The sequence below is a fragment of the Candidatus Effluviviaceae Genus V sp. genome (genome assembly GCA_014728125.1).
In the GTDB taxonomy this organism is placed as follows: domain Bacteria; phylum Joyebacterota; class Joyebacteria; order Joyebacterales; family Joyebacteraceae; genus WJMD01.
Window position 1 is genome coordinate 1 of the sequence record WJMD01000018.1, and the last position, 26,306, is coordinate 26,306.

Here is a 26,306-nt window from a genome sequence, read left to right on the forward strand (position 1 = left end):
CCCGTCGTAGAGCGTCCGCACGAGCCGCCCCGCGACGTCACAGACCCGGATGACGACGCGGCGACCGTTCCCCGGCGTGTCGAACGAGAGCTCGGTGGACGCCGTGAACGGGTTGGGTCTCGGAGGACGAAGCGCCGTGAGCAGCTCTCCGGGGGTCCGCACGGCGACAGGGCCCGTCCCGACGGTCACCTCGGTGGTGTCGCTTCGGACCGCCCGGACCTCGTACCAGAACTCGCCGCCGGGCCAGCAGCTGTCATCGACGTACCCACCCTGAGTCGCAGGCTGGACCAGAAACTCGTTGAGCCGGTCGAAGGTCGTCCCCCCATCCACGGAACGATACACGTTGAACCCGTCGAGACCGAACGTGGTTGGAACCCACCAGCACAGTGTGACGACACCGTACTCGACCGTCGTCTCGACGACGCCGGCCCCCGGCGAGGAGTCCAGGACGTCGACGGCCACGGGGATGATGGTGGTCGAGCCTCGGGGATCGCTGGTCTCCAGCAGGAGCTCCGCAACGTGCTCCCCGACGACCAGCTCCCCGGCATCCACGGTGACCCGGATCTCACGTGACTGCCCCTCGGGGACCGTTCCGGCAACGGCATCGAACCCGATCCAGTCGATGACGCCGGAGGGGTCTGCGTCTCCGGCACCCGGTTCGTGCGCACGGACGCTCCAGGAGAGCTCGGCGCTTCCGACGTTGTCGATCGAGAGACGGAGCGTCTCGGCGAGGCCCGAGAACACCTCGGTCGAGAGCGACTCCGGCGACACGTCGGCCAGCCCGCTCGGCAGCGCGAGCGCCCCGAGCGGCACACCGATGACGGGCATGTCGGCGTCGTTGCTCTCGATGGAGAGTTCGCCCTCGAACCATCCCGGGGCCTCCGCGAAGAAACTCACAAGTACCGCCGCTTCGCCGCCGACCGGGACCGCGAGGGATGTTGTGTCCGCGCGGAAGCAGGTATGGTCGGTGGACATGGAGTGGACCACAAGCGGAGCCGTGCCGCTGTTGCTGATGACCAGCGTCTCGCTGGACGTCGCCGCATGGTACGTGTCCGGGAACCGAAGACTGGTCGCCGAGAGCTCGAGCTGGCTGCCCCCGACGACGAGCAGCTCGAACGGGACCACGATGTTCGCCACCTCGTTTGCGCTGTCCAGAAGAACGACCGACGCCGAGTGAACGCCGTGTCCGAGCCCCGACGCGTCGGCCGTGAGCGTGACGTCCGAGCCGCCACCCGGTGGTGCCTCGCCGGACCAGTCGGATGGCTCCAGCCACGCGGCGCCGAAGGCGAGCCAGTCGAAGGCCGCGCGAGCGAGGACGGCGTTGTCCTCTCTCCAGATCAACCAGTCCTCAAAGAGCTGCTCCGCTACGGCCACGATCCTCCCCTCCCCGTACCGAGACCCGGCTGCGTTCGGAATCGCCGCCGTGTCGGCGAAGAGCAGGAACGAGTGCGGCGCAACGTCGACCAGTCTCGCTCTGTTCGATGCGAGATGCACGCGGGTCACATCCCTCGTGATGCAGTGCGGGTGGATGTCGGTGGTCGTTCCCGCAAACCCCGAGAACTCGCTGTATGCGAACGGGTCGCCGAGGTCAGCCAGGACATCATTGAAGGCGACAACGTCCTGGTCGAGGTCGGAGGTCAACAGAAGCCCGCCGCCCGACAGCACCCATGCGGAGAGCGCCTCTCTTTCCGACTGCTGCCAGATCTCCTGAACCGAGCCGCTCCACACGATGTCGCAGGGGGCGAGAACCTGGGGCGTGAAGCTGCTGTGATTCTCAATGACCAGGGCCCCTCGGTCGCGAAGCTCCTGTACGATGTCACCGACGCAGCCGATGCCGGGCTGTCCGTGTGAGCGATCCCACATGATGACGAGGCCCTCGAGGTCCTGACTGCCGGTCTGACCGGGTCCGCTGGAGATGTCGAGGTCCCACGCGAACGGCGCCCATCCCGCGTTCTCGATGGACAGGGCGAACCCGTCGGACTCGCCGTCCTCCAGGAGAACCTCGAACCCGACCGGAGATACGGAGACGTCCGGTAACAGGACGCCGGTGCCGGCCAAGTCCACGGTGAGGCTGCCCTCGTCGGGATCGTCCGACAGGATGGTCAATGCCCCTTCCAGCGCACCTCCCCCGCGTGGTGCGAAGGTCACCTCGACGTCCCGGGCGGAGCCCGCATCGAGGAAGAAGGAACTCGGCAGAGCGGAGAACGAGCTGTCGGTCGTGGCGATGTCGGCGACATGAAGCCGGGACGTCCCCTCGTTCAGGACCTCAAGCCGTCGCTCCAGCTCGTAGCCGACGACGACGTCGCCGAAGTCGATCGCCGTCTCTGCGACGGCGATGTCGGGCGTGGCCGTCACTGCCATGACGACGGGGACCGCAACCTGACCCTCATCCGGGTCGTTGCTCACCAGAACGACGACGGCCTCGTAGACGCCTCCCTCCAGATCGATCGCGTCGAACTCAACCTCGATGCTGTCGGCCGCTCCGGGCAGGATCTCACCGGACGCGGGCCTGATCGAGAGCCACGTCGGGCTCGTCGGCCGGCCTCCGTCTGAAGGAGGCGGACCGCAGGACGCGGTCCAGACCAGACCGCTCGCACCGACGTTCCCGACGACCAGCTCGAGTGTGTCCCGGAGATCCGAGAGTATCTCGGTCTCGAGCGAGCTCGGACCAACCTGGATGTCGGGCGGCAGGAGAGCGTCGCCGCTGAGATGCACGACGGCCTCCGGCTGGTCGGCGTCGTTGCTCCAGACGGAGAGCGTTCCCGTCCTGGTCCCCTCGGAGGCCGGAGCGAATCCGACCTCGATCGACCGGGACGCTCCCGCCCACAGGGCGAAGGAGGCCTGCGGCGCATGGAACCCGTCACCCCGCACCTCGACCGACGACACAAGCAGCGAGTCGGTGCCGGCGTTCGTCACCGTCAGCGTCTCGAGCACGGTCGCCGAGACGAAGACCTCCCCGAAGTCGAGGTGCGTGTCCGACAGAGCGATCGAGGGGAAGCCGGTCACCGTCGCCGTGACGCCGATGTGAAGCTCGGGGGTGTCGGGATCGCCGGTCAGCATGCGGAGGTCGGTCCGATACAGCCCCCCGAGCATGCCGTCCCTCCCGACCGAGACCTCGACGGCCACCGACCCTCCCGTCTCGACCGTCCCTCCGGTCGGCTGGAGCGTCAGCCAGTCGACCCCCAGCGCCAGCCAGTCGAAGGTCTGGTTCGCCAGAGACCTGTTCTCCGCGCGGTTGACGTGACCGTCGTGCAGCACCTCGTCAGAGAAGGCGACGACCCTGCCCCTGCCGGGGATCGAGACCGCCCCGGCGGCGACACCCGCATTGTCGGCCACGACCGTCCGGGACGGCGGGTTCGTCTCCGGGATCGACGCGCCGTTCGCGCGCAGGTAAACGCTGTCGACGCCGCACGTCACAGCGTGCGGGACGATGGAGATCGTCGTTCCGGGCTCGCCGTCCGCGGACGAGTAGACGAGGCCGCTCCCCATCTCGCGGAGAATGGAGTTGTACGAGACCGTACTGGCCGGCTCGTCGCCCTCCAGCAACAGGCCGCCTCCCGCCTGCACCCACTCACCCAGGGCGGCGATTTCCTGAGACGACCACGTTCCCGAGTTGTCCGTGATCCAGAGAACATCGACCGACTCGAGGACGGACGGCGTCAGTGGCTCGTCGATCTCACAGACTGAGGCGCCGCGGTCCGTGAGGTCGCCGATGATCACCGACCAGAGGCCGCTCGGGTGCTCACCGTGGTAGCGGTCGCGCGCGACGACCACACCCGACAGGTCGCCGTGGCCCCTCCCCCCGCGGGCGGTGTCGCCCAGCGAGACCTCGCGATCAACGCTCCAGCTCAACGGGCTCCCTCCTTGATTCTCCAGAAGAAGCTCGACCGCGACCAACTCCCCGCTCATGTACGCGACCGCGACGGACTCGGGCGAGACGGCCGCGACCGGGGGCGGGACGGCGGAACCGGTGAGGGGGATCTCGACGAGCGGCGTGTCCGGGTCGTTGCTGTCGATCAGGAGCTCCCCGGTGTGGGAACCCTCCGTCTCAGGTGAGAAGGAGACCTCCACGAACCGGCTCGCGCCCGGCTGCAGCGAGAACACTCCCGTGAGTGTGGCAAAGGGCCCGCCTTCAACATCGACCGAGGACACATCGAGCGTGCCGGTTCCGCTGTTCCACACGAAGACGGACTCGACGCTCGTCGACGACACATAGAGCTCTCCGAAGTCGACTGGGTCGGGTCCCGTCTCGATGTCCGGGACCCCGACCACGTCGAGGTGAACGGACACGGGACGGACCGGTTGCTCCTGGTCGTTCGAGACGATGACGAACGCTGTCTCGTGGGTGCCTGCGGGGATGCCGCCCGTACTGAACGTGATGTCGACGCGGGACGATTCGCCGGATGCGATGCTCCCCTCGTCGGGCTCAAAGGCGAACCAACTGACAGGCGGATCGACGGTCGCGGTCCAATCGAGCACGCCTTCGCCGATGCTCCACAGACGGAGCGACACGTCTGTCGACGCTCCGGAGAGGACCGTGGCCTCAAGCGAGTCCGGGCTCACGGCAAGACCGGGCGCTCCGAGCGTGACGCCTTCTGCGACATTCGAGATCTCGGAGGCGTTCCCGTATTCGTCGATCGATGTGAGAGCGAAGTACCAGGTCGTTCCCGGGGAGAGACCGGAGACCCTGAACGACTGGAGGCTGCCCGGTGGGTCCGGGACGGGTGGCTCGGAGACCTGGTGCGCGTCCTTGAACGTCGTTGCGTCGATCTCGAGGGTGTCGTACCGGACGTCGTACCGCGATGCGATCCCGTCCATCCCATCGTCTCCGACGGCCGTCCACGCAATGTCGGCACGCGTCGAGCCGACCTCCTCCAGCATCAGGTCGGTCACCGGCGCGGGCTGAACGGTGTCGGGCCCCACGATGGCCGCGTGTGCGTTCAGGCGCCCCCCGGACGCGACGGCTCCCTGAAGCCCGAGCACCGGCTCGGCCGCCGTCAGCAGCCGCCACGCGAGCTCGTAAGCTCCCGCATCCGGCGAGTCGGCGAGCATCAGGGCGAGGACACCCGCGACGTGCGGAACGGCTGAGGAGGTCCCGGACATGAGTCCGTAGCCGCCGCCGAGCGTCGGGCCAGGGATCCTGGTTCCCGGAGCGACGATGTCAACTGTGGTCGCGCCGTAGTTGGACGCCCAATCCAGCTCGTCCGCCAGAGCGTCACGCTCGTCGGAAGCGGCCACCGAGATGATGTTCGGTGGTTCGTAGCAGGAAGGGTAGACCGGGTAGGCGTCGTTGTCCTGCCCCCTGTTCCCCGCTGCAGCGACGAACAGCACGCCGGCCAGGGAAGCTTCCCAGATGGCCTGTTCGAGCGCCAGCGAGTACGGTCCTCCGGACCAGCTAGCGCTCATGATGTCGGCGTCCATCAGGATCGCGTACTCGATGCAGTCAATCGCGTCGGCGTTGCAGCCGATGCCGCTCTGGTCGAGCAGCTTGACCGGCAGGATCGAAACCTCCCAGGCGACACCGGCGGTGCCTGTCGCGTTGTCGCCGACGGCTCCGACGACCCCCGCGCAGTGTGTGCCGTGTCCGTGATCATCGGAGGGATCGGCATCTCCGTTCCGGAAGTCCCACCCCCGCGCGTCGTCGATGAAGCCGTTGCCGTCGTCGTCCTCCCCGTTCGGCGGCGTCTCCGCCTCGTTCACGAAGAGGTTGTCGATGAGGTCGGGATGGTCGAGGTCCACGCCGGTGTCGAGCACGGCCACGAGGATATCGCGCGAACCGGTCGTGATGTCCCACGCGTCCAGTGCACAGATGTCGGCCCCGACTAAGCCCCCTCCCACGCCGGTGTTGTGAAGCGACCACTGGGAGGGGAAGAGAGAGTCGCTGGGGACGCTCGCGAGTGCGAGAAGGTAGTTCGGTTCGGCGAAGACCACAGCGTCGCTCTCGCCGCAGCGGGCCAGCGCCGTCTCCACAGTCAGCGACGACAGCTCAACGAGGTCCGCGTCGATCAGCCCGATGTGGCGAACGACCGTCCCGCCGAGGTCGAGAAGAAGCCGGGCGCGCTCCCCTGCGGGCGCGCGCTCGCTGAACGACACGATGATCTCGCCTGGTACGTACGGACGCTCCGGAGCATCACCGGAGAGGGTGGTCACACTGGTGAGAAGAAGGAGTGCTGCAAGGAGCGGAGCGCGCATGGGCATCCGGCACCTTCCGTCGGTCGGACCGATGGAGGGCGAACACCGGTCCACTGTGAGGCTCGCCCGACCGTGTTCAGTATAGCTCCGAAACGAGTCCAACGTCAACCCGGTTACACATATAGTGCGCCCCCTCAGTAGGCGACGACCGCACCCCCGGCTGCCGCGGGTCCTTGACTCTCATTCGGCGACCGGGTAGCGTGGTTCATGCTTGTCACGTCGTGACGGTCAGCGCTCATCACAAGGAGAACGACATGCAGCGATTCCGCAGGCTTCTTCTGCTCCCGGCCCTCCTGCTCGCGGCTGGGCTTGCCGCTCCCGCGCACGCCGACGTTGGTGAGATCTACCAGGAGGACGACTGGGCCACGGAGAAGCACGTCCCGGTCATAGAGTGCCCCGACGCTTTCGTCCCGGGTGAGATGACGGACATCATCGTCTCCGTCGGCAAGGAGATCAACCACCCGAACACGACCGAGCACCACATCCGCTGGACCAGGCTCTACTTCATGCCCGAGGGTTCGCCCTTCGCCTACGAGATCGGGAGCGTCGAGTTCGGCGCCCACGGCGAGTCGACGGCCGGGCCGAACACCAGCACGATCTACACCGACCACGTCGCCATGTTCCGCATGAGGACCGGGGTGCCCGGCACGCTGTACGCGACCTCGTTCTGCAATATCCACGGGCTCTGGGAGAGCATGAAGGAGATCACGATCGCGGAGTAGCTCCCGGACGAGGTTATCCGTGTAATGCGGGGCGGGCGGGGATGTCCGCCCCGCCGTCTCTTGCCGATCCCACGTCGGCCGATATGGTCGACCGGGCCGTCCGCACGTGCTCCTCACACCATTCGGCCCCGGCCCGCTTGACGCGGGCCTCCACGAGGGTTAGCCTGCGCGCGAACCCATTCACACGTGAGACAGCGGAGCAGACCATGCCCAGGAACGTCGACATCAGGCGGGTCCGGAACGTCGGACTCATGGCGCACATCGACGCCGGCAAGACGACCGTCACCGAGCGGATCCTCTACTTCTCAGGAAGGACCCATCGTCTCGGCGAGGTACATGACGGCCAGGCGACCATGGACTGGATGGTCCAGGAGCAGGAGCGCGGCATCACCATCACGTCGGCCGCGACGACCGCCTACTGGAAGGACCACCGGATCAACATCATCGACACGCCGGGTCACGTCGATTTCACGGCGGAGGTCGAGCGCGCTCTGCGGGTGCTCGACGGCACCGTGGCGCTCTTCTGCGCCGTCGGCGGCGTCCAGCCTCAGTCGGAGACCGTCTGGCGACAGGCGGAGAAGCACGGCGTGCCGCGCATCGCCTTCGTCAACAAGATGGACCGCATCGGTGCCGACTTCGAGGGTGTGGTGCGTGAGATCCACGAGGAACTCGGCGCGAACGCCGTGCCTGTCGTCCTGCCGATCGGTGCCGAAGACTCCTTCGAGGGGATCATCGACCTCGTGGACATGAAGGCCGTCTACTTCGATGACGACGGCAAGCGGATCCACATCCGGGAGGAACCGATCCCCGACGAGCTCCTGGAGAAGGCGCGGGCGGCCGAGGAGATCATGATCGAGCGCATCAGCGAACAGGACGATCGCCTGATGGAGAAGTTCCTCGAGGGTGAGACCCCTGAGCGCGACGAATGCGTCGCCGCCATGAGAAAGGCAACGATCGCCGGAGACGTCATTCCCGTCCTCTGCGGCGCCGCCTTCAAGAACAAGGGCGTTCGCCGGCTGATGGACGCGATCATCGATTATCTGCCCTCCCCTCTCGACGTGCCTCCCGTCATCGGCGTGAAGCCGGAGAGCGACGCGGAGATCGTCCGACACCCCGACGACGATGCGCCGCTGGCCGCGCTGGCTTTCAAGATCCAGTCCGACCGCCACATGGGAAAACTGACGTACGTGCGGGTCTACTCGGGCACGCTCAACTCCGGCGCGACCGTCTACAACGCCGTCCGCGAGAAGCGCCAGCGGGTGGGTCGCCTGTTCGAGATGCACGCCGACGACAGGCAGGCCATAGAGATGCTGCACGCCGGCGAGGTCGGTGCCGTCGTAGGACTCGCGGACACCTCGACCGGCGACTCGCTCACGAGCGAGGAGCATCCGGTCATCCTCGAGGCCATCGAGTTCCCGGCGCCCGTGATCAGCATGGCGGTCACGCCGCAGAGCAGAACGGACCGCGACAACCTCCAGAAGGCGCTCATCAGACTCGCCGAAGAGGACCCGACCTTCACGGTGGCGACCAACGAGGAGACGGGGGACACGATCATCTCCGGTATGGGGGAGCTCCACCTCGAGATCATCGTCGACCGCCTGAAGCGTGAGTTCAATGTCGCGACCGAGGTCGGCAGGCCGCAGGTCGCCTACCGCGAGACGATCGTCGGAACGGTCGAGCACGAGGAGAAGCACGTCAAGCAGACCGGCGGTCACGGGCAGTACGCGCACATCAAGTTCAGGCTGGACCCGGGCGGACCGGGCTCGGGCTTCGACTTCCGCGACGAGGTCAAGGGCGGGCGCATACCGCGGGAGTACATCCCTGCGGTCGAGCGCGGCTTCCTGGATGCCATGGCGAAGGGCCCCTACGCCGAGGCCCCCATGGTGGATGTCCGGGCGACGCTCCTGGACGGGTCGTACCACGAGGTCGACTCATCTGAGATGGCATTCAGGACCTGCGCGTCCCGGGGCTTCCGGGAGGCGTGCAGGAAGGCCGGCCTCGAGCTCCTCGAGCCCGTGATGAGCGTCGAGGTCATGGCGCCCGACGAGTACACGGGCGGCGTCACGTCCAGCATCTGCGGCAAGCGTGGTCACATCGAGCACATGGAGCCGAAGCAGACCGTGACCGTGACGAGCGCCCGAGTGCCGCTGGCCGAGATGTTCGGCTACTCGTCGGAGCTGCGGAACATCACCAGCGGACGCGGTCAGTTCACGATGCACTTCGAGCGATACGAGGCCGTGCCGTACGCCATTGCCGAGGAGATCGTCGAGGAGAAAGGGGAAGGCGAAGGGAACTGATCCGGCGCGCCGCGCCGAAACCTCGAGGGAGGTGGGTCATGAGGAAGCTCTGCCTGCTCATTGCTCTCGCGACCTTCGTCGCCGGCTGCAGCGACAGCACATCGCCGACCGCCGTCGTCAACCTGTCGCTGTCGGTCGATCCGCCGACCGGAACGGTCATCACGGACTTCACGCTCACCGCCGGGGCCCGATCGAGCGGCTCGCGCTAGATCGAGTACCGCTGGGACTTCGAGAGCGACGGGACATGGGACACCGACTGGACAGGCGCGCAGACCGTCAACCACAGATACGCTGCAGGCGACACGATCACAGCCACGGTCCAGGCCCGGGACGGCGGCGATACCGGTACCGCCACTGCCACGCTCACCCTCCGGACCGATCACGGAACGGTCGTTGACCAGATAGCGCTCCCACCGATCCTCCAGCGGGCCTACTATGCCGGCTTCACGAACGACGGCCAGGACTTCTGGATCTCCACCTGGACGGGCGACATCTACAAGCTGAGCGGGACGACCGGTGCGCGCATCGACTCGATCCCGGGGTTGACGAACTGGACAGGGTCGCTCGCGTGGGACGGTGACAATCTCTGGGTCTCTGAGAACTCCTATCTGCACGAACGCGACCCGGAGACCGGTGCCCAGCTCTCCTACTTCCCCACCGCCTACTCCGCGCAGACGGGCGGCGTCGCCTGGGACGGCGAGGTCTTCTACTACGGGAGCGACATGAACAACGCGGGCACCCAGGGCGACGGGCTCATCCACGTCTACATGCCCGACGGGACGGAGACCGGAACACTGACGACGCCCGGAGGGAGCGACAGCCCGAGCGGGCTCGCGTACGACGGGGAGAACCTCTGGGTGACCATCGACGAGGGAGACACGCTCTACTGCGTGCACCCCGGGAACGGCTCGGTCAACTGGACGGTGCCCTACAGCGAGACGCACGGCGACCTGACGGTCCGCGACGGCTACCTGTGGATCGTAACGTACGGTGCGCCGCCCGAACTCACGAAGATCGTCCCCTAGGTCCCGCAGGGCCAGAGGGGCCGTGTTTTCTTGACGCGCTGCTCACTTCCGGGTAGGCTTGGAGGTTGGCCTGCCCGAACGCAAGGGTGGGGCTGCAACGGAATGGTCCTGGATCCGCGCGGCGGTCGACAAGGGTCGGCGATGCCGGGGGGCGGGTTCGGTGACCATTCAGCGTCTCTACTGACGGAGGGTTCCAATGGCAGCAAAGGGCGCCTTCAATCCGTACGAGATGGCTCGCGCCCAGTTCGACCGGATCGCAGATATGATCGAGCTGGACGAAGGCGCACGCGCATTTCTGCGCACTCCGATGAGAGAATACCACTTCACGATCCCCGTCCATATGGACGACGGCAGTGTCCAGGTCTTCCAGGGTTTCAGGTGCCAGCACAATGATGCCCGGGGTCCGGGCAAGGGCGGTATCCGGTTCCACCCACAGGAGACGATCGATACGGTTCGCGCTCTGTCCATGTGGATGACATGGAAGTGCGCGGTCGTCGACATCCCGCTCGGGGGCAGCAAGGGCGGCGTCATCTGCGACCCGCACAACCTGAGCGCCCGCGAGCAGGAGGCCATCTGCCGCGGGTTCGTTCGTGCTCTCGCGCGGAACGTCGGTCCTGTCGCCGACGTCCCGGCGCCGGACGTCATGACGAGTGCACAGCACATGCTCTGGATGCTGGACGAGTATGAGCAGATCGAGGGCGGTCACTACCCCGGTCTCATCACCGGGAAGCCGGTCGGGATGGGTGGTTCGCTGGGCAGGACGGAGGCGACCGGTTACGGTGTCGTCTACACGCTGCGAGAGGCCCTGAAGGAGCTCAACATCCGTCCCAGCGACACGACGGCAAGCGTCCAGGGCTTCGGGAACGTCGCCCAGTACGCCATCGAGCTCTACACGCAGATAGGCGGCACGGTCGTCTGCGTCTCCTGCTGGGACCAGAACGACCAGTGCGCTTATGCCTTCAGGAAGCCCGAGGGCATCGACCTCGAGGAACTCAGGAGCATCACGGACCGGTTCGGCGGCATCAACAGGGCCGAGGCCGAGTCGAAGGGCTACGAGGTCATCGGCGGCGAAGAGTGGATCGACCAGGATGTCGATGTGCTGATGCCCTGCGCTCTGGAGAACTCGATCACGGGTGAGAACGTCGGCAGGATCAGCGACCGCGTCAAGATCATCGCCGAGGGCGCCAACGGTCCGACGACGCCAGAGGCCGACAACGCCATCCACGAGCGCGGGATCCATGCGATCCCCGACTTTCTCGCCAACGCCGGGGGCGTGACCTGCAGCTACTTCGAGCAGGTCCAGAGCAACATGAACTACTTCTGGGAGAAGGACGAGGTCCTCGGCAAGCTCGACGTCAAAATGACCTCGGCCTATCACGCCGTGAGCGATCTCGCGCGGAAGCAGAAGATCTACATGCGCGACGCGGCGTACGTCGTCGCGATCAACAGAGTGGCACAGGCCTGCCGCGACCGCGGCTGGATCTGACGCCTTCCGGGAGGGGCGCCCGCGGCGTCCCTCCCCTTCTCCAGCACGAGCGAGGCCTTGATGGTACCGGTTGAGGCGTCGCAGCTCCCGGAGTTCGGCCGCGAGTTCCTCGACGCGGACAGCACCTTCACACGCATCGGCGATGGACTCATCGGCGGCAAGGCCGCCGGTCTCCTGCGCGCGCAGAGGGACATTCTCTCGCGACTCGGCGAAGACGAGTCCTCCGGGTTCGACATCGCCGTGCCGACGCTGACGGTCATCGCCACCGGCGTCTTCGATAGCTTCATGGAGCGCAACGACCTCTACGACATCGCTCTTTCGGACCGAGACGACGAGGCGATCGCCAGGGCCTTCCAGAGCACCGAGTTCCCCGCCGAGTTCGTCGGCGATCTCCGTTCGCTCATCTCGGACGTTCACCGGCCGCTGGCCGTCCGCTCGTCCAGCCTCCTCGAGGACGCGCTCGACCATCCGTTCGCCGGCGTCTACGGCACCAAGATGATCCCCAACAACCAGGCCGACACCGACACCCGGTTCCACCGCTTCGTCGAGGCGATCAAGTTCGTCTATGCCTCGACGTTCTTCGCTGAACCGAAGAGCTACATGGGCACCATCGACCGTGACATCCGTGAGGAGAAGATGGCGGTCATCGTGCAGGAGATCGTCGGTGAGAGGTGGAACAGCCGCTTCTACCCGGCCATAAGCGGCGTGGGGCGCTCCCACAACTTCTACCCCACCGGACGGTCGGAGCCGTCGGATGGCGTCGTCAACCTGGCGCTCGGTCTCGGCAAGGAGATCGTCGACGGCGGCATCACCTGGACGTACTCGCCCGCCCACCCGAAGGCGCCTCCTCCGTACGCCGGGGTCGGAGATCTCATGAAGAACACGCAGACCGGGTTCTGGGCTGTCAACATGGGAGCGGCTCCTCCCCACGACCCCATCCGTGAAACGGAGTACCTCGTCCGCGGCACGCTCGACGACGCCACGTCCGACGGAAGCCTCACGACGCTCTGCTCAACCTACGATCCGAACTCCGAACGTATGAGGCCCGGGTTTCGCAAGGACGGGGCGAAGGTGCTGGACTTCGCGCCGATCCTCACGCTGGACACACTGCCGCTGAACACGCTGGTGCGCAGGCTCATCGAGCTGACCAGGGAGGCGCTCGGAGGCGAGGTCGAGATCGAGTTCGCTGTCGCACTCGACCCGCTCGGGCGGAAGCGGCCCAGGTTCGGGTTTCTCCAGGCCCGGCCCATGATGGTCTCGCTCGACGAGGTCTCCGTGACTGATGAGGACCTCGTGAACGAGGCGGCGCTCGTCGCCTCGCGGAACGTCCTGGGGAACGGCGAGCGGAACGACATCCAAGACATCATCTACGCGAGGCCCGACGTCTTCGAGGCGAAGCACACGCCGAGGATCGCGAGGGACATCGACGAGATCAACCGGGCGCTCATCAAGGACGGGAAACGCTCGCTGCTCATCGGCTTCGGCAGGTGGGGCAGCTCGGATCCGTGGCTCGGCATACCGGTCGACTGGGGCCAGGTAAGCAGCGCTCGTGTCATCGTCGAGGCGACGATGCCGGGCATGAACCCGGACCTCAGTCAGGGGTCGCACTTCTTCCACAATCTCCTGAGCTTCCGCGTGCTCTATCTGTCGGTTCCGCGCGCCCACGCCGCGGGCATTCGTTGGGACGTCCTTGACGGACTGCCCGCGACATCGGAGACTGACCTCGTGCGCCACGTGCGGCTGGAGAAACCGCTCAGGGTCCGCGTCGACGGACACTCAGGCAGAGGGGTCATCGACCATGTCGGATGAGAAACGCAGCGAAGCTCCGGACGTCCTGCTGACCTCGCTCCAGGAGCGCGCGAAGGAACTCAACTGTCTCTATCACGTCGAGGAGGCGCTCCAGCTCACTGAGAGAGACCTCGATGTGGCCCTGCGGGGTGTCCTCAAGGCGGTTCCCGCCGGGTGGCAGTATCCCGACATCTGTAAGGCCGTCATCACGCTCGAGGGAGCCGTCTACCGTCTCGAGGACTTCGAGACCACACCGTGGGTGCTTCGCGGCGACATCACGGTCCAGGGGAAAAAGGCCGGACGCATCGAGGTTTTCTACACAGAGCGGCGGCCGCAGGAGAACGTCGGACCTTTCCTCAAGGAAGAGGTCCGGCTGATCAGGACCATCGCCGATCTGATCGGACATGCGCTTCTCAGGCAGCGTCTCCAGGAGCTTCAGAAGGACTGGGAGGCGATGCGCGGCGGCGCGCCCGGCGAACAACAGGAGGCCTGGCGCAGTCCGCTGCATCTTCTGAGGGAATCGGACCGCGGCCTCTACCTCCGCATCGCGCACAAGATGCTCAATCACCTCTGCCAGATCGGTGTGGGGGAAGCTCAGGAGGTGATGGGCTCGGGGAGCCGGGAAGAGGAAGGGACCTCGCCGGGCGAGGTCAACGTCCCCGCCTGCCGTGTCGCCCAGGACCGCGATTACCTTCTGTCCGACAAGCCGTTCGAGCTCGCGAGCAAGCACCTGAGCGAGCGCGAGATCCTCACGCGTGTACAGAACTGGATGCTCGAGGACAAGGCCTCGAGCTTCCTCCGCGTACTCAACAACCCGCGCTCGCCGCTGCCCGAGATCGTCGATGCGCTCCGGCGGTTCCAGTACGGCATCCAGGACAAGTCACTGCTCAGGTCGTCCACCCTCAAGACTCTCCGCGTGTCCCTGACGCAGCGGCTCCTGACGGAGCAGGTCGACTTCGTCCGGGTCGCCAAGGAACATGTGCAGATCGAGGACTTCGCGGAACTGGCCGGCCGCATGATCATCCCCGCGGGAAGCCACGGACGACTGGGAGGCAAGAGCGCCGGCATGCTGCTGGCGCACAGGATCCTGAAGTCGAGCGCCTCACCCGAACAGCCCGTCGGCGAGATCAGCATTCCCCGTACCTGGTATCTGCCGTCCGACGGGCTGCTGGATTTCATCGGACACAACGATCTGCAGGACGTGATCGAACAGAAGTTCAAGGAGATCGACGAGGTCCGTCAGCAGTACCCGGACATCATCAGACTGTTCAAGAACTCGACCTTCCCCACGCGGATGATGAACGGCCTGTCGGTCGCCCTCGACGACTTCGGGGATGTGCCGCTCATCATCAGGAGCTCGAGCCTTCTGGAGGACCGTCTCGGCACGGCGTTCTCCGGAAAGTACAAGAGCCTCTTCCTGGCGAACACCGGCACGAAGTCCGAGCGACTGCGTGCGGTCGCCGACGCCATCTCGGAGGTCTATGCGTCGACCTTCGGACCCGACCCCATCGAGTACCGAAGGGAGCGCGGTCTGCTCGAGTTCAATGAGGAAATGGGGATTCTGATCCAGGAGGTCGTCGGCCGCCGCGTAGGGAAGTACTTCTTCCCCTCCTTCGCCGGTGTCGCCTTCTCGAACAGCGAGTTCCGGTGGTCGCCCAGGATCGACCGGGAGGACGGACTCATCCGGATCGTCCCGGGACTCGGAACGCGGGCGGTCGACAGGCTCGGGGACGACTATCCGGTACTTCTCGTTCCCGGGAAGCCCGATCTGCGGGCCAACGTGGCCGTCGACGAGATCGTCCGCTACTCCCCGAGCTGGATCGACGTCATCAACCTCGAGACGGGGACTCTCGAGTCACGCCGCCTCGACGAGATTCTGAAGGAGGTCGGCTCCGACTACCCGGCGGCCGACCGGGTATTCTCTGTGCTCGACGGCGACATGCTCAGGAAGGCGCCGCCGAAGGTGCTCTTCAACCCGGATGAACAGGACTACGTCGCCACGTTCGACGCGCTGGCAAAGGAGACGGAGTTCGTCTCGGAGCTCAGGAACATCCTCGAGCTTCTCGAACGGGAACTGGGCACCCCGGTCGACATCGAGTTCGCCCACGACGGAGAGAGGTTCCACCTGCTCCAGTGCCGGCCGCAGAGCATGGGTGAACAGGAGGGACCGGCACCGATACCGAAGGACGTATCGAGATCGGACATCGTCTTCACTGCCGATCGCCACGTGTCGAACGGCTGGATCCCCGACATCACGCACATCGTCTACGTCGATCCCGAGGCATACTCTTCACTCCCGGACGAGGCAGCGATGCGGGAGGTCGCCAAGGCGGTCGGCCGTCTCAATCAGGTGCTTCCTTCGCGCCGCTTCATCCTGCTCGGGCCCGGCAGATGGGGCAGCCGGGGCGATGTGCGACTCGGTGTGAGCGTGACATACGCCGACATCTCGAACACGGCGATGCTCATCGAGATCGCGAGACGGAAGGGAGAGTACGTGCCCGACCTTTCCTTCGGCACGCACTTCTTCCAGGACCTCGTCGAGTCGCGCATACGCTATCTGCCTCTCTACCCGGACGAGGAGGGAGTTGTGTTCAACGAGGTCTTCCTCAGGAAGGCTGAGAACCTCCTCCCCTCCATGCTTCCGAAGTTCGAACACCTCGCTGACACGCTTCACATCATCGACGTGCCGGCGAACACGGAAGGGCGCATCCTGCGCGTCCTGATGAACGCCGACCTCGATGAGGCGCTCGCGATGATCGACGACCCCTCCGAAGCGCCCGTGCGTCGCCGGGAGACACACGAGGCGCCGCAGCGGCCACCGGTCCAGTACTGGCAGTGGCGACTGCGCATGGCCCAGCGAATCGCCTCAGACCTCGATCCGGAGCGGTTCGGCGTCGAAGCGCTGTACGTCTTCGGCAGCACCAAGAACGCGACGGCGGGACCCGCCAGCGATATCGACCTCATCGTTCATCACAGAGGAACCGACGAACAGCGCAAGGAGCTCACGTCCTGGCTCGAGGGGTGGGGACGATGCCTGTCCGAGCTCAACTTCCTCCGTACGGGCTACCGCACCGAGAACCTCCTCGATGTGCACGTCGTGACAGACGATGATATCGAGAAGAAGACGAGCTACGCGGCGAAGATCGGGGCAGTCACTGACGCGGCCCGGGAGCTCCCCATCGGGGAAGCGTAGCCCGAGCCGTTCCGGACGCAGTTCCTGATGCGGGCGCTCTCTGCGCCTGCGTCCTGTTTGCCGGGTGCGTGGGGTGAGCCGACTACTCCCCCGCGGCGGGAACGAGCGCGCGGGTTGCGCTTTCCGGCTGCAGCGGGTCGAACCTGACAAGCGCGAGTTCCGGACCGTCGTGCGCCCCTCCGAGAAGATGCGTTCGTCCGATCACGTCGCGCCAGTGTCCCGTCAGCCGGGCGGACTCATGCACGTGTCCGTGCAGCGTCACGGCGGGCTGTCTCCGCTCTATGAACCGTCTGATCGCGATGCTGCCGACGTGCACGTCGAGCGGGACATGGTCGACCATCCGACCGTCGAGCGCCGCCCGGTCCAGGCACGTCTCGTAGGGTGGCGAGTGAAAAAGGAACACGGCGTTGGAGAGTTCGTCTTCTCCCGCGAGTCGGTTGAGATCCTCAATGATCGTGGCGTACCTGACCCTGCGCGCGTCGACCGGAACGGTACGCCGTCCCTCCTCGGGAGAGACACTGCCGGGGTCGACGAATCGCGAGACGTCATAGCGTTCCCAATCCTTGAGCAGGAACGGCGTCGGCGGGACGTTCGCGTACCCGTAGACCGGCACGCCGCGGGACATCACCCTGCGCTCGTGGATGTACCGCCACAGTCCGTCGGCCCCCGCTGAGAGAACGGCCGACTCCTCGAATCTCGGGTCGTCGTTGCCGAGGATCAGAAGGACATCCGGATATGCGTCGCCCATCTGCTCCCTGAGCCGTCGGAAACCCGGAGCCAGAACACCGTTGACGAAGTCCGCATGGGAGGGATCGAGCGTCAGGGACGCATACATGTGCGGCAGCAGATCTCCGCCGAGAAGCACGGCATCGGGCGACTCCTGTTCTACGTGGCGCCAGAGCGACCGGTACCGGCCCAGCTGACCATGAAGATCGGACGTGAAGAACCAGAGCACACCGTCCTCCTGCCGTGGAACGTGTCGGCACCCAACTGAAGGTCTACACACGCTCGACCCGTCCGGTCAAGCGCTCGCGGCCGCGTCGAGCCTCCTGAGACGCGCGAACTCCCTCAGGAGCATCGCCACGGTGACGGCCGTCGCGGTCGTGTCGGCGGCCGGGAACGCCCAGAAGATGCCGTCGAGGCCCAGAAAGCGCGGGAGGATGAGCACGAGCGGGATGAGCAGGATGATCTGCCGCGAGAGCGACAGGAAGACCGCCGGGCCGGCCCGCCCGAACGCCTGGAAGGTGACGGTCCCCATCATCTGGATGCCGATGAGGGGAAAGGCCAGCGAGATGATCCGGAGGGCGTCCGCCGTGAGCTCGATAAGCTCGCGGTCGTCGGTGAAAAACCCGACCAGGGGCCTTGCGAAGACGTACAGCACGACGAACGCGCTCGCGACGAACACCGTCGAGCGGATGGTCGAGATCCTGAGCGCGAGCTTGGCGAGGTCGAACCGCCTCGCGCCGTAGTTGAATCCCGCCACCGGCTGCAGTCCCTGGCCGAACCCGATGACCGGCATGAACAGGAAGTGCAGGAGACGGTTGACGATGCCGTATCCGGCGATCGCCATATTGCCGCCGTAGTACGCGAGGCTCCGGTTCAGAACGACCAGTACGACGCTGCCTGCTGCCATCCGCCCGAAAGACGATGCCCCGACGGCCAGCGTCTCCCGCACGATGCTCCACCTCAGTCTGAGGTCAGCGAACCCCATCGACAGCCCGCTCCTGCCGGTGGCGAAGTAGAGCGCGAGGAACACCGTCGACGCCGCCTGGGCGATGACGGTCGCGAGCGCGGCGCCGCGGAGCCCCATGTCGAGCCCGAAGATGAAGATCGGGTCGAGGGCGATGTTGAGGAGCGCGCCGATGAGCATCGAGGTCATTGCGACGCGGGCGCGCCCCTCGGAACGGACGATGTTGTGATGCGACATCACGTAGCAGCGGAAGACCGTTCCCCACAGGATCACCGAGAGGTAACGCCTCGAGTACGGCAGAAGCTCCTCGGTCGCACCGAAGAGCGTGAGGACCTGCTCGATGGAGGAGAACCCGACGGCCATGATGGCGCCGGAGATAATGAGAACCAGCGTGAGGACGTTGCCCAGGGTATTGTGGGCCCGGGCCTCGTTCCCGGCGCCGAGAGCCCTCGAGATGATCGAGGCGCCGCCGACCCCGAGGAGCGTTCCGATCGACATGACCAGGAGCTGGACGGGGAAGCAGATGGCCAGTCCGCCGATGCCCAGCGGACCGACACCCCGGCCGATGAAGATGGCGTCGACCAGGTTGTAGGTCGCCATGACCACCATGCCGATGGTGGCCGGGATCGAGAGACGCCAGAGAAGCGCGCCGATGTCGGTGTCGGAGAGCACGTGGTCCCGCGGGGTGCCGCCGCGGCTTCGAGCCTCCAGGCCGTCAGACTCGACGTTGCGGCTCACGTCAACTCCTCGCGCCCTTCCACCGCAGCGGGCTCAGGCTCACGCCCTCGTCGAAGTGGTCGACGCCGACGAGCCGTTTGAGCCGCGCGACGACGAGGTATGTGGCCGGCGTCGCCGCCGCCTCGATGCCGCACTTGATGAGCCACTGTGCGAGGACGATGCCCCCGAGGACACTCCACGGCACCGTTCCCGCGAACGCGATCGTTATGAAGATGGCGGAGTCGGCGAGCTGCCCGACGAGGGTCGAGCCGATGGTCCTCACCCACAGGTGACGCCCCGAGGTCGCCACCTTGAGCCGGGCGAGCACGGCGGCGTTCAGGAACTCGCCCACCAGGTAGGCGACCAGCGAAGCCAGCACGATCCTCGGCGCGAAACCGAGAACCGCACTGTAGGCGGACTGCGCCTCGCCCGCCGTTCCGAACCCGGCGAGCGTCCAGACCGGGGACGGCGGCACGACGATCGTTGCCCACGTCACGGCGACCACGACGACGTTGCATGCGAAACCGATCCAGATGGTCTTCCGGGCGACGGCGTACCCGTAGACCTCGGTGAGGACGTCGCCGAGGATGTAGCTCAACGGGAAGAGCAGCACGGCCGCGGGAACGGTGAACCCGGCCACCGTGATGAGCTTTGCCGCCACGAAGTTCGAGGCAACGAGCGCGGCGACGAAAAGCCCGACGAGCACCCTGAGGGCGTCCTCGCCCGGAGCTGTCTCCCCCGCGTGTCGCATCCTGCGCGGCGGCCCCGTCACGAGTCGTCCCCTTCAGGCCCCGCCGCACCATCCCCTACGGGAAACGCGCCGTACTCCGCCTCGACGGAGATGCCGACGCCGCCCCGGGCGGCGAAGGTGCCGGTGACCCTGCACCATCGCGGCTCGAGCGCCTCCACAAGGTCGTCGAGCATCGCGTTCACGACGTGCTCGTGGAAGGCCCTCTCGTCGCGGAACGACCAGAGGTAGAGCTTCCACGACTTCGACTCGAGAACCCGCTCGTTCGGCGTGTACTCCACGCGGATCTCCGCGAAATCGGGCTGCCCGGTCACGGGGCAGAGGCACGTGAACTCGTCTGTCTCGAGCGTGACGACGTAGTTGCGCTCGGGGTGGTGATTCGGGAACGTCTCGAGACGGCGCTCCGGACCGGCACGCTCGCCGAGGACGGTCAGCTTCTCGAGATCGGTTCGCTCCGTGAGCTTGCTCATCGGTTCCCTCCGTGAACGGACGTGGGCGCCCACTCGCTCACACGAGCTTAGCAGGTGACGGCGGTCCTGTCAGGCGGGTTCGCTCAGATGGGGTTGCGACGGTCGCGGAGCCGCTGAAGCCGGAGCGTCGAGCGGAGGTACGATCGAGAACGGCGGAGGCCTCAGTCGACCAGCGGCTCGTACTCCCGTGAGCGCTGCTCCTCGATGGCGTGCTCCTCCGCCTCCCGGCGGCGGCGCTGCGCCTCCTTCTGCGCCTCGACCGCCTCGATGGCGGCCATCAGACGGTCGGCCTTGTCGGCCTGGTCGGGGAAGGTCTGCGCGACCCGGAGCGAGGCGAGCGCGTCCTCGGTGCGCTCCAGCTGGATGGCGCAGTAGCCCATCATCAGATAGGAGCGCGAGTAGGTGCTGTCGGCGGCCGCCGCGCTCTCGTAGGCTTCGTACGCGGGGGCGTAGTCGCTTCGCATGAAATGGAGGTCGCCCAGCAGCGACCAGAGCCGCGCCGTCGGGTCCTTCTCGATGGCGAGCTCGAGTGCCGCCTCGGCCTCGCGGAACTGATACGACGCCAGATGCGCCGAGGCGAGGCGCTCGAGCTCGTCGGTCGTCGCGCTGTCACCCATCGCCTCTTCGTACGTGTCTCCGGCCATGGCCGGAACACCGATCGCCAGGAAGATGTCGCCGAGCTGCATCCGCTGCCGGCTTGTGAGCGGATCGAGGTAGTCGGAGACCATGAGCGCGACCGCCGCGTTCTCGTAGTCCCCGGCGCGCACATGATACTGGAAGGCGACCTCCCAGGGCTCGGGCTCGCTCCCGAAGCCCGCGAGCATCTCGTCGAGCGCGGCCGAGCCCTTCTCGACCTCCTCAAGCTCAAGGTAGGCCATGACGAGCGCCCGGTGCCACTCGAGCGTCGGCTCGCCGTGTTCCCCGGAGACAAGTTCCTCGAGGATCGGGATCGCCTCCTCGGAGCGCTCACTCATGACGAGCGACGCGGCGCGATAGAAGAGCACGCTTGGTTGCCTGAGCTCGCTTCGCGCGTAGCCCTCCTCGAGCGCCGCGGCGGCCAGCTCGTAGCGGCCGAGGTTGTAGGCCAGCTCCCCGAGGCTGATCCACGCCTGAGCGTAGCGCGGCTCGAGCTCGGTGGTCCGCCGGTAGTCCTCGAGCGCCCGCTCGGTGTCACCGGCCAGCGCGTGGCTGACGGCCGAATGGAACCTGACGAGGTAGTGGTCGCGGTCCGGGTTCTCGGCGACGAACTCGCGGAGGAGCGACGCCGCGTCGTCGACGTTTCCCTCGTCGCGGAGCGTCTGCGCCTCAAAGAGAACGAGCCGCGTGTCCGCCGGGAGATCTGAGAAGTCCTCGATCGGGCGCTCGGCATCGTCCTGTGCGAAAAGCGGCGACGCTCCGGTGAGCAGCAGCGCGAGCGCGGCACAGAGGAGGACACGGGGTGTCGGCGGGTGGGACGTCTGCATGGTCACGTCAGTCCAGGTTGAAGCGGATCGTGGTCACGACCCACGCGGTGACGGACTTTCCCTGCACCTCGCCCGGCCGGAAGGTCCACTGCGGCAGCGCGCGGCGCACGGCGTCCTCGAAGATGCCCTTCGGCCTGGCGTCGAGGATCTCGACGCGCGCGACGGTGCCCTCGGTGGTCACGAGCATCTTGACCTGCACCGCGCCCTCGGTGCCGCGCTCTCGGGCCGCGTAGGGGTAGGCCGGGGGCACGCGCACGATCGGCTGCGGGGCCGAGTCGAGCTCGTACGACTCGAAGACGAAGTCATCCGGCGAACCGGTTCCGCCCATCTGCCCGAGGTTGACCCCGACACCGAGGTCGAACTCGCCGGGCGGACCGAGCTCGGGCTGGATGACGTCCGGCAGGAAGTCGAGCTTCTCCTGCTGCCGGGGTTTCTCCGGCTCCCGAATCTGCTCCTGCTGCGGCAGCGACGGCGCCTCGAGCTTGACGAGGCTCACGCCGATCGGGTTCGTGATGTCCTGCGGAACCTCGCGTTCCTGGAGCAGGAACGCGGCGAACGCGAAGATCAGCAGGTTGATACCGACCGCGGCGGGCGCGGCCCACTTGAGCCGGCGGGCGACCGCCATCAGGACGCTTCTCCCCGCTTGGCAGCGAGGCTGACGGACTTGGCGCCGGCGAGACGGCACTGGTCCATGACCGTGATGACGGCCCCGGTCTCACTGCGCTTGTCAGCGACGACCACCACGCCGCTCTCCGGATCTTCTGCAAGCGCCCGCTCGATCTGGGCCCGGACGCTCCTGACGTCGATCCTCTTGCCCTCGAAGTAGACATCGCCCTCCGGCGTCACGCCGATCATGATGTTGGCGTGCTCCTGGAGCTCGGCCGTCGAGGCCGTCGCCTTCTGGACATCGATGCCGGCTTCCTTCACGAAGCTCGTGGTGACGGCGAAGAAGATGAGGAGCAGAAAGACCATGTCGATGAGAGGACCCATCGAGATGTCGACGCTCTTGTTGCCGCCCCGGAGGCTGTTCCGCACGTTGATCATGCGCCTTCCCCGCCCTCCGAGTAGGCGCCGGCGAGCGCGGGCACGGCCGTAAGCTCGGGTCGTCTCTCCGGCTCGCGGGCCGTGCAGACGTTCCCGAACCTGCGGACGTCGTGGTCGGCGCATCGTCTCCGTCTGATGATGCGCGACAGGATCGTCACGTCCTCCTCGAGCTGCGTTCTGAGCCGCGCGGCCTGGACGAGCAGCATGCCGGACAGCATCAGGCCCGGCACCGCGATCAGAAGCCCCGTCTCCGTGGTGATGAGCGCGATCGAGATGCCGTTGGCCATCGCGCCGGCGTTGCCGGTACCGAAGAGGGCGATGACCTGGAACGTCTCGATCATGCCGAGCACCGTACCGAGAAGTCCCATGAGCGGAGCGATCGAAACCAGCACCGTGATCATCGACAGGAAGCGACCGATTGACGGCTGCTGACGCATCGCCGACTCCTTAAGGACGCTGACGTCGATCTTCGCGACGCCGCTTCGGTGCTCGAGGAAGTCCCGTACGAGCCGCGCGCGGAGGCCCTCACCGCCGGTCGGCGTCCCCTGGTTCCGAACGGCATCGATCGCCTGGTCGATGGTGATGTCGTTCCGCCTGAGCGCGCGGAGAACGCTGAGACGCTCCAGCATGAACGTCCAGAGGATGATCGATGCGATCGAGAGCGGGATCATGACCCAGCCGCCCTGCAGGATGTACTCGTATGTCCTTGTGACAAGATGTTCCATCAGTTGGCCGTCCCTTCCTGGAGCCTGCCGACGACCTTCGCCACGAGCCTGTCCATCAACGTCTCACTGTCGAGCGAGGCATCCCCGGTAGCCTCGCCGCTCCGGACACGCTGCTTGAGAATGACGTTCGAAAGATGGACCGCCTTCTCCTCCATCTCCCCGACAATGGCGTTCGCGCGCCTCGACAGGAACGTGTGAAAGAGCATGATCGGAATGGCCACGGCGAGACCGAGCTCGGTCGTCACCAGCGCCTCACTGATGCCGGCCGACATGAGCCTCGGATCGCCCGTACCGTAGAGCGTGATAACGCGGAACGTCTCGATCATGCCGGTCACCGTGCCGAGGAGACCGAGGAGCGGTGCGACCGCGCCGAAGACGGCCAGCACGGAGAGCCCGCGCTCGACGCGCGGCATCTCGCGCAGGATCGCTTCCTGCATCACGCTCTCGAGCGTCTCGCGGTCCTCATCCCGCGCGGAGAGACCGTCGGCGATCACCTCGACGACGGGCATCTTCCGGTGCTCGTACCGCCTCACCACGGCCTCGGCGCCCTCCCAGTCGCCCCGCGCCGCGAGGCCCGTCACCTCACCCATGACCTTGTCGGTGTTCCCGTGGACCTTCTGGAGGAACTGGAACTTGTAGATGATGAGAGCCACGGCGACGAGGCCGATGGCGAGGATCGGGAAGATGATCGGTCCGCCCTGGGCGATGTGCTCCCAGAACCCGACCTGCTGGGTGATCTGACGGAGGGCCGCGCCGCCGGAGATGTCGACCGGCACGGTCGCGGACTCGCCGTTCATGTAGCCGCGGATCAGACGCGCCATACGGTTCGGCGGGAGAGCCGACAGCGCGAAGAGCTTCTGCTCGGCGGGAGTGTAGGTCAGGAATCCGACCTCCCCTCCCTCCTCCGTGCGGTAGAGGGCGGTGAACGGGCCGATCGTCATGATGTCGCCCGTCTGCTCCTCCCCGTCGCGGCCGACGAAGAGCCCCTCACGCATGCCGACCTGTCCGGACATCTCGATCTCGGTGAAGAGCGCGTAGGCCATGCCCTTGACATCCTCGATGTCCGGGAAGTAGCCCTGGGCCAGCACCTGCTCGGCGACGTCGATCCGCTCGGGCCTGAGCGCGGTCAGCGGGGACTGCTCGAGGATGGCCTTGAGGTCGCGGGCCGCCAGACGGATGTTGCCGGAGATCTCCTTGTACTGAAGTCGCTCACGCTCCCACTTGTCTGCCAGCCTCTCGTGCCGCGTCTCGAGCCGGGCGACCGTCGTCTCGAGACCGGAGAGCTCCGCGTCGAGCTCACGCTCCTGCGCCTCGAGTTCCTGGACCTCGGCCAGCAGCGCTTCGCGGTCGTTAAGAATGGTCTCCTCGGAGGCCCTGGCCCGCTCGAGCGCGGCCTGACGGTCTTCCTCGGCCTTCCTGAACGCCTCCCGCACGTCCTGTGCGCCGGCCGTTCCGGCCACCAGAATCGCCGCGACCGCTGTCAGGATCATCAGCTTCTTCATGACTGCACCCTCCCGAGCGGCAGTGCTATCAGCTCGATCGGACGCATGTTCGTGGCCATCTCGATCGTCTCCCTGATGGCGGAGTCGTACTTCCTTTCGAGCTCGACCCACTTCCGGGTGGCCGGATCGAACGTTCCCGAGCGCTCACCGTCGGGTGTCCGCCAGAAGAGCGAGACCCGGCCGACCTTGAGCACATCGGCAAAGACGGGCTCCCCGTCGACCTCCACCTCGGTCCGGTTGACCTCGACGGTGCTCCCGTACTCGGCCTCGATGCGCAGAGCCTCGAAGAGCAGTCGGACCTTCTCCGCGCCCGTTACGTCCGGCTTGGCAAGCATGTCCCGGAGATGGGTGATGCGCCGCTCGCGCTCCTGCGGAAGGAAGGGAAGGTCGCGCTCGACGAAGCTCTCGAACCGCGTCATGATGACGTTCATCGTGTCCTGGAGACTCGACTGGAGAAGGTGCGCCTCGTTCAGACGCTTCGTCAGCTCTCCTATGCTCTCCTCGAGCGCGGCCTGCTTCTTTCTCTCGACGACGATGCGCTCGCCCAGGTAGCGGACGTTCGCCTTGGCGGTCCTGTACCGCGCCTCGAGCTCCGCCTGCTCCGACGCCCAGGCGTCGCGCTCGCTCTGCGTCTGCTGCTCGATCCGGACAGTCTCCCCGGCCGTCTCACTGAGATCGCCGGAGTCCGACTGCGCCCACAGAAGCGTCGCCGTCAGCACCACGAGCAGGGCGATGATCGCGAGCCTGCCCATCCGTCCTCCCTCCTGAAGAAGTCTCCCCGACGCCCGCCGTGACCGGCGGCTCCGGTGCGCTTCCAGGTACCGCATGCGCGGCCCGTCGTTCGAACCCATTCTGTGCAAGGGGTACACAAGGCTAAGCGCACCCTCCCGGCCCCTCAAGTTAGGTTTCTGTGAGCTTGCCGAACGAGGGCTTCGTGTGCCCGCCGTCGCTCCGAAACACCGTTCGCCCGTCCGAAGACGAATTCCTCACGCCGCCCTAAGAATTCACAAACACATGGGACGTAGACTCCGCTCCCGCTGAGATACGGAGGACTCGTGCAGCGGGGCGGAGACGGAGGGGACCGACGATTCTGCGGTCCCGGAGGTGGAGAGCGACAAGGAGGAACGTCGCGACGGGTTCCGGGTGTCGCGCGACTCCGGCGGACGATCGACCGGAGACGCCGCTTTGGGGGAAGCAGGCAACACCTGAACCGCACAACAGCGTCACCGATTCCTCACGTCGCC

At 66.3% G+C, this 26,306-nt stretch carries 18 protein-coding genes; 7 read left to right on the top strand and 11 right to left on the bottom strand.

What is annotated here, in order from left to right; genetic code table 11:
* Positions 1 to 6,198 (bottom strand): choice-of-anchor D domain-containing protein (locus tag GF405_01040; protein ID MBD3366741.1); only part of this gene is annotated, 6,198 nt, incomplete at its 3' end.
* A gap of 248 nt (positions 6,199 to 6,446) precedes the next feature.
* Here GF405_01040 and GF405_01045 point away from each other — a divergent pair.
* The 7 genes from GF405_01045 (at position 6,447) to GF405_01075 (ending at position 16,703) form a co-directional block, all read left to right on the top strand.
* Positions 6,447 to 6,914 (top strand): Neelaredoxin, encoded by a 468-nt coding sequence (locus GF405_01045; protein MBD3366742.1) that lies wholly within the window; start codon positions 6,447 to 6,449, stop codon positions 6,912 to 6,914.
* A 206-nt stretch (positions 6,915 to 7,120) separates the two neighbouring features.
* Positions 7,121 to 9,211, top strand: coding sequence for an elongation factor G (gene fusA / locus GF405_01050; GenBank protein ID MBD3366743.1), 2,091 nt, complete (start codon positions 7,121 to 7,123; stop codon positions 9,209 to 9,211).
* Between the two features lie 38 nt (positions 9,212 to 9,249).
* Positions 9,250 to 9,420 (top strand): hypothetical protein, encoded by a 171-nt coding sequence (locus GF405_01055; protein ID MBD3366744.1) that lies wholly within the window; start codon positions 9,250 to 9,252, stop codon positions 9,418 to 9,420.
* Positions 9,421 to 9,753: 333 nt separating this feature from the next.
* The gene (locus GF405_01060) at positions 9,754 to 10,236 is read left to right on the top strand and encodes a PQQ-binding-like beta-propeller repeat protein (GenBank protein MBD3366745.1); all 483 of its coding nucleotides are present in this window, start codon (positions 9,754 to 9,756) and stop codon (positions 10,234 to 10,236) included.
* A 196-nt stretch (positions 10,237 to 10,432) separates the two neighbouring features.
* The gene (locus GF405_01065) at positions 10,433 to 11,722 is read left to right on the top strand and encodes a glutamate dehydrogenase (GenBank protein MBD3366746.1); all 1,290 of its coding nucleotides are present in this window, start codon (positions 10,433 to 10,435) and stop codon (positions 11,720 to 11,722) included.
* A gap of 60 nt (positions 11,723 to 11,782) precedes the next feature.
* Positions 11,783 to 13,531: a hypothetical protein gene (locus GF405_01070; GenBank protein MBD3366747.1), complete on the top strand. Its 1,749-nt coding sequence runs from the start codon at positions 11,783 to 11,785 to the stop codon at positions 13,529 to 13,531.
* Complete coding sequence (locus tag GF405_01075) at positions 13,521 to 16,703, top strand: pyruvate, phosphate dikinase (GenBank protein ID MBD3366748.1); 3,183 nt, start codon at positions 13,521 to 13,523, stop codon at positions 16,701 to 16,703. Before GF405_01070 ends, GF405_01075 begins: the two co-directional genes overlap by 11 nt.
* Positions 16,704 to 16,785: 82 nt before the next feature.
* Here GF405_01075 and GF405_01080 read toward each other — a convergent pair whose 3' ends face one another.
* The 10 genes from GF405_01080 to GF405_01125 all read right to left on the bottom strand — a co-directional run bounded on the left by GF405_01080 (position 16,786) and on the right by GF405_01125 (position 25,931).
* Positions 16,786 to 17,709, bottom strand: coding sequence for a hypothetical protein (locus GF405_01080; GenBank protein MBD3366749.1), 924 nt, complete (start codon positions 17,707 to 17,709; stop codon positions 16,786 to 16,788).
* A 15-nt stretch (positions 17,710 to 17,724) separates the two neighbouring features.
* Positions 17,725 to 19,131, bottom strand: coding sequence for an MATE family efflux transporter (locus GF405_01085; GenBank protein MBD3366750.1), 1,407 nt, complete (start codon positions 19,129 to 19,131; stop codon positions 17,725 to 17,727).
* 1 nt (position 19,132) lies between these two features.
* Positions 19,133 to 19,861 (bottom strand): queuosine precursor transporter, encoded by a 729-nt coding sequence (locus GF405_01090; GenBank protein ID MBD3366751.1) that lies wholly within the window; start codon positions 19,859 to 19,861, stop codon positions 19,133 to 19,135.
* Between the two features lie 17 nt (positions 19,862 to 19,878).
* Entirely contained in the window at positions 19,879 to 20,328 is a 450-nt protein-coding gene (gene queF, locus GF405_01095; protein ID MBD3366752.1) for an NADPH-dependent 7-cyano-7-deazaguanine reductase QueF, read from the bottom strand.
* A 161-nt stretch (positions 20,329 to 20,489) separates the two neighbouring features.
* The gene (locus GF405_01100) at positions 20,490 to 21,791 is read right to left on the bottom strand and encodes a tetratricopeptide repeat protein (GenBank protein ID MBD3366753.1); all 1,302 of its coding nucleotides are present in this window, start codon (positions 21,789 to 21,791) and stop codon (positions 20,490 to 20,492) included.
* A gap of 7 nt (positions 21,792 to 21,798) precedes the next feature.
* Positions 21,799 to 22,416, bottom strand: coding sequence for a TonB family protein (locus GF405_01105; protein MBD3366754.1), 618 nt, complete (start codon positions 22,414 to 22,416; stop codon positions 21,799 to 21,801).
* Positions 22,416 to 22,835: a biopolymer transporter ExbD gene (locus GF405_01110; protein MBD3366755.1), complete on the bottom strand. Its 420-nt coding sequence runs from the start codon at positions 22,833 to 22,835 to the stop codon at positions 22,416 to 22,418. The genes GF405_01105 and GF405_01110 overlap by 1 nt, the downstream gene beginning before the upstream one ends.
* Positions 22,832 to 23,560: a MotA/TolQ/ExbB proton channel family protein gene (locus tag GF405_01115; protein MBD3366756.1), complete on the bottom strand. Its 729-nt coding sequence runs from the start codon at positions 23,558 to 23,560 to the stop codon at positions 22,832 to 22,834. The genes GF405_01110 and GF405_01115 overlap by 4 nt, the downstream gene beginning before the upstream one ends.
* Positions 23,560 to 25,062: a biopolymer transporter ExbB gene (locus GF405_01120; GenBank protein ID MBD3366757.1), complete on the bottom strand. Its 1,503-nt coding sequence runs from the start codon at positions 25,060 to 25,062 to the stop codon at positions 23,560 to 23,562. Before GF405_01120 ends, GF405_01115 begins: the two co-directional genes overlap by 1 nt.
* Positions 25,059 to 25,931, bottom strand: a complete 873-nt coding sequence (locus GF405_01125) for a DUF3450 family protein (GenBank protein MBD3366758.1) — start codon at positions 25,929 to 25,931, stop codon at positions 25,059 to 25,061. Before GF405_01125 ends, GF405_01120 begins: the two co-directional genes overlap by 4 nt.
* Between the last annotated feature and the right edge of the window lie 375 nt (positions 25,932 to 26,306).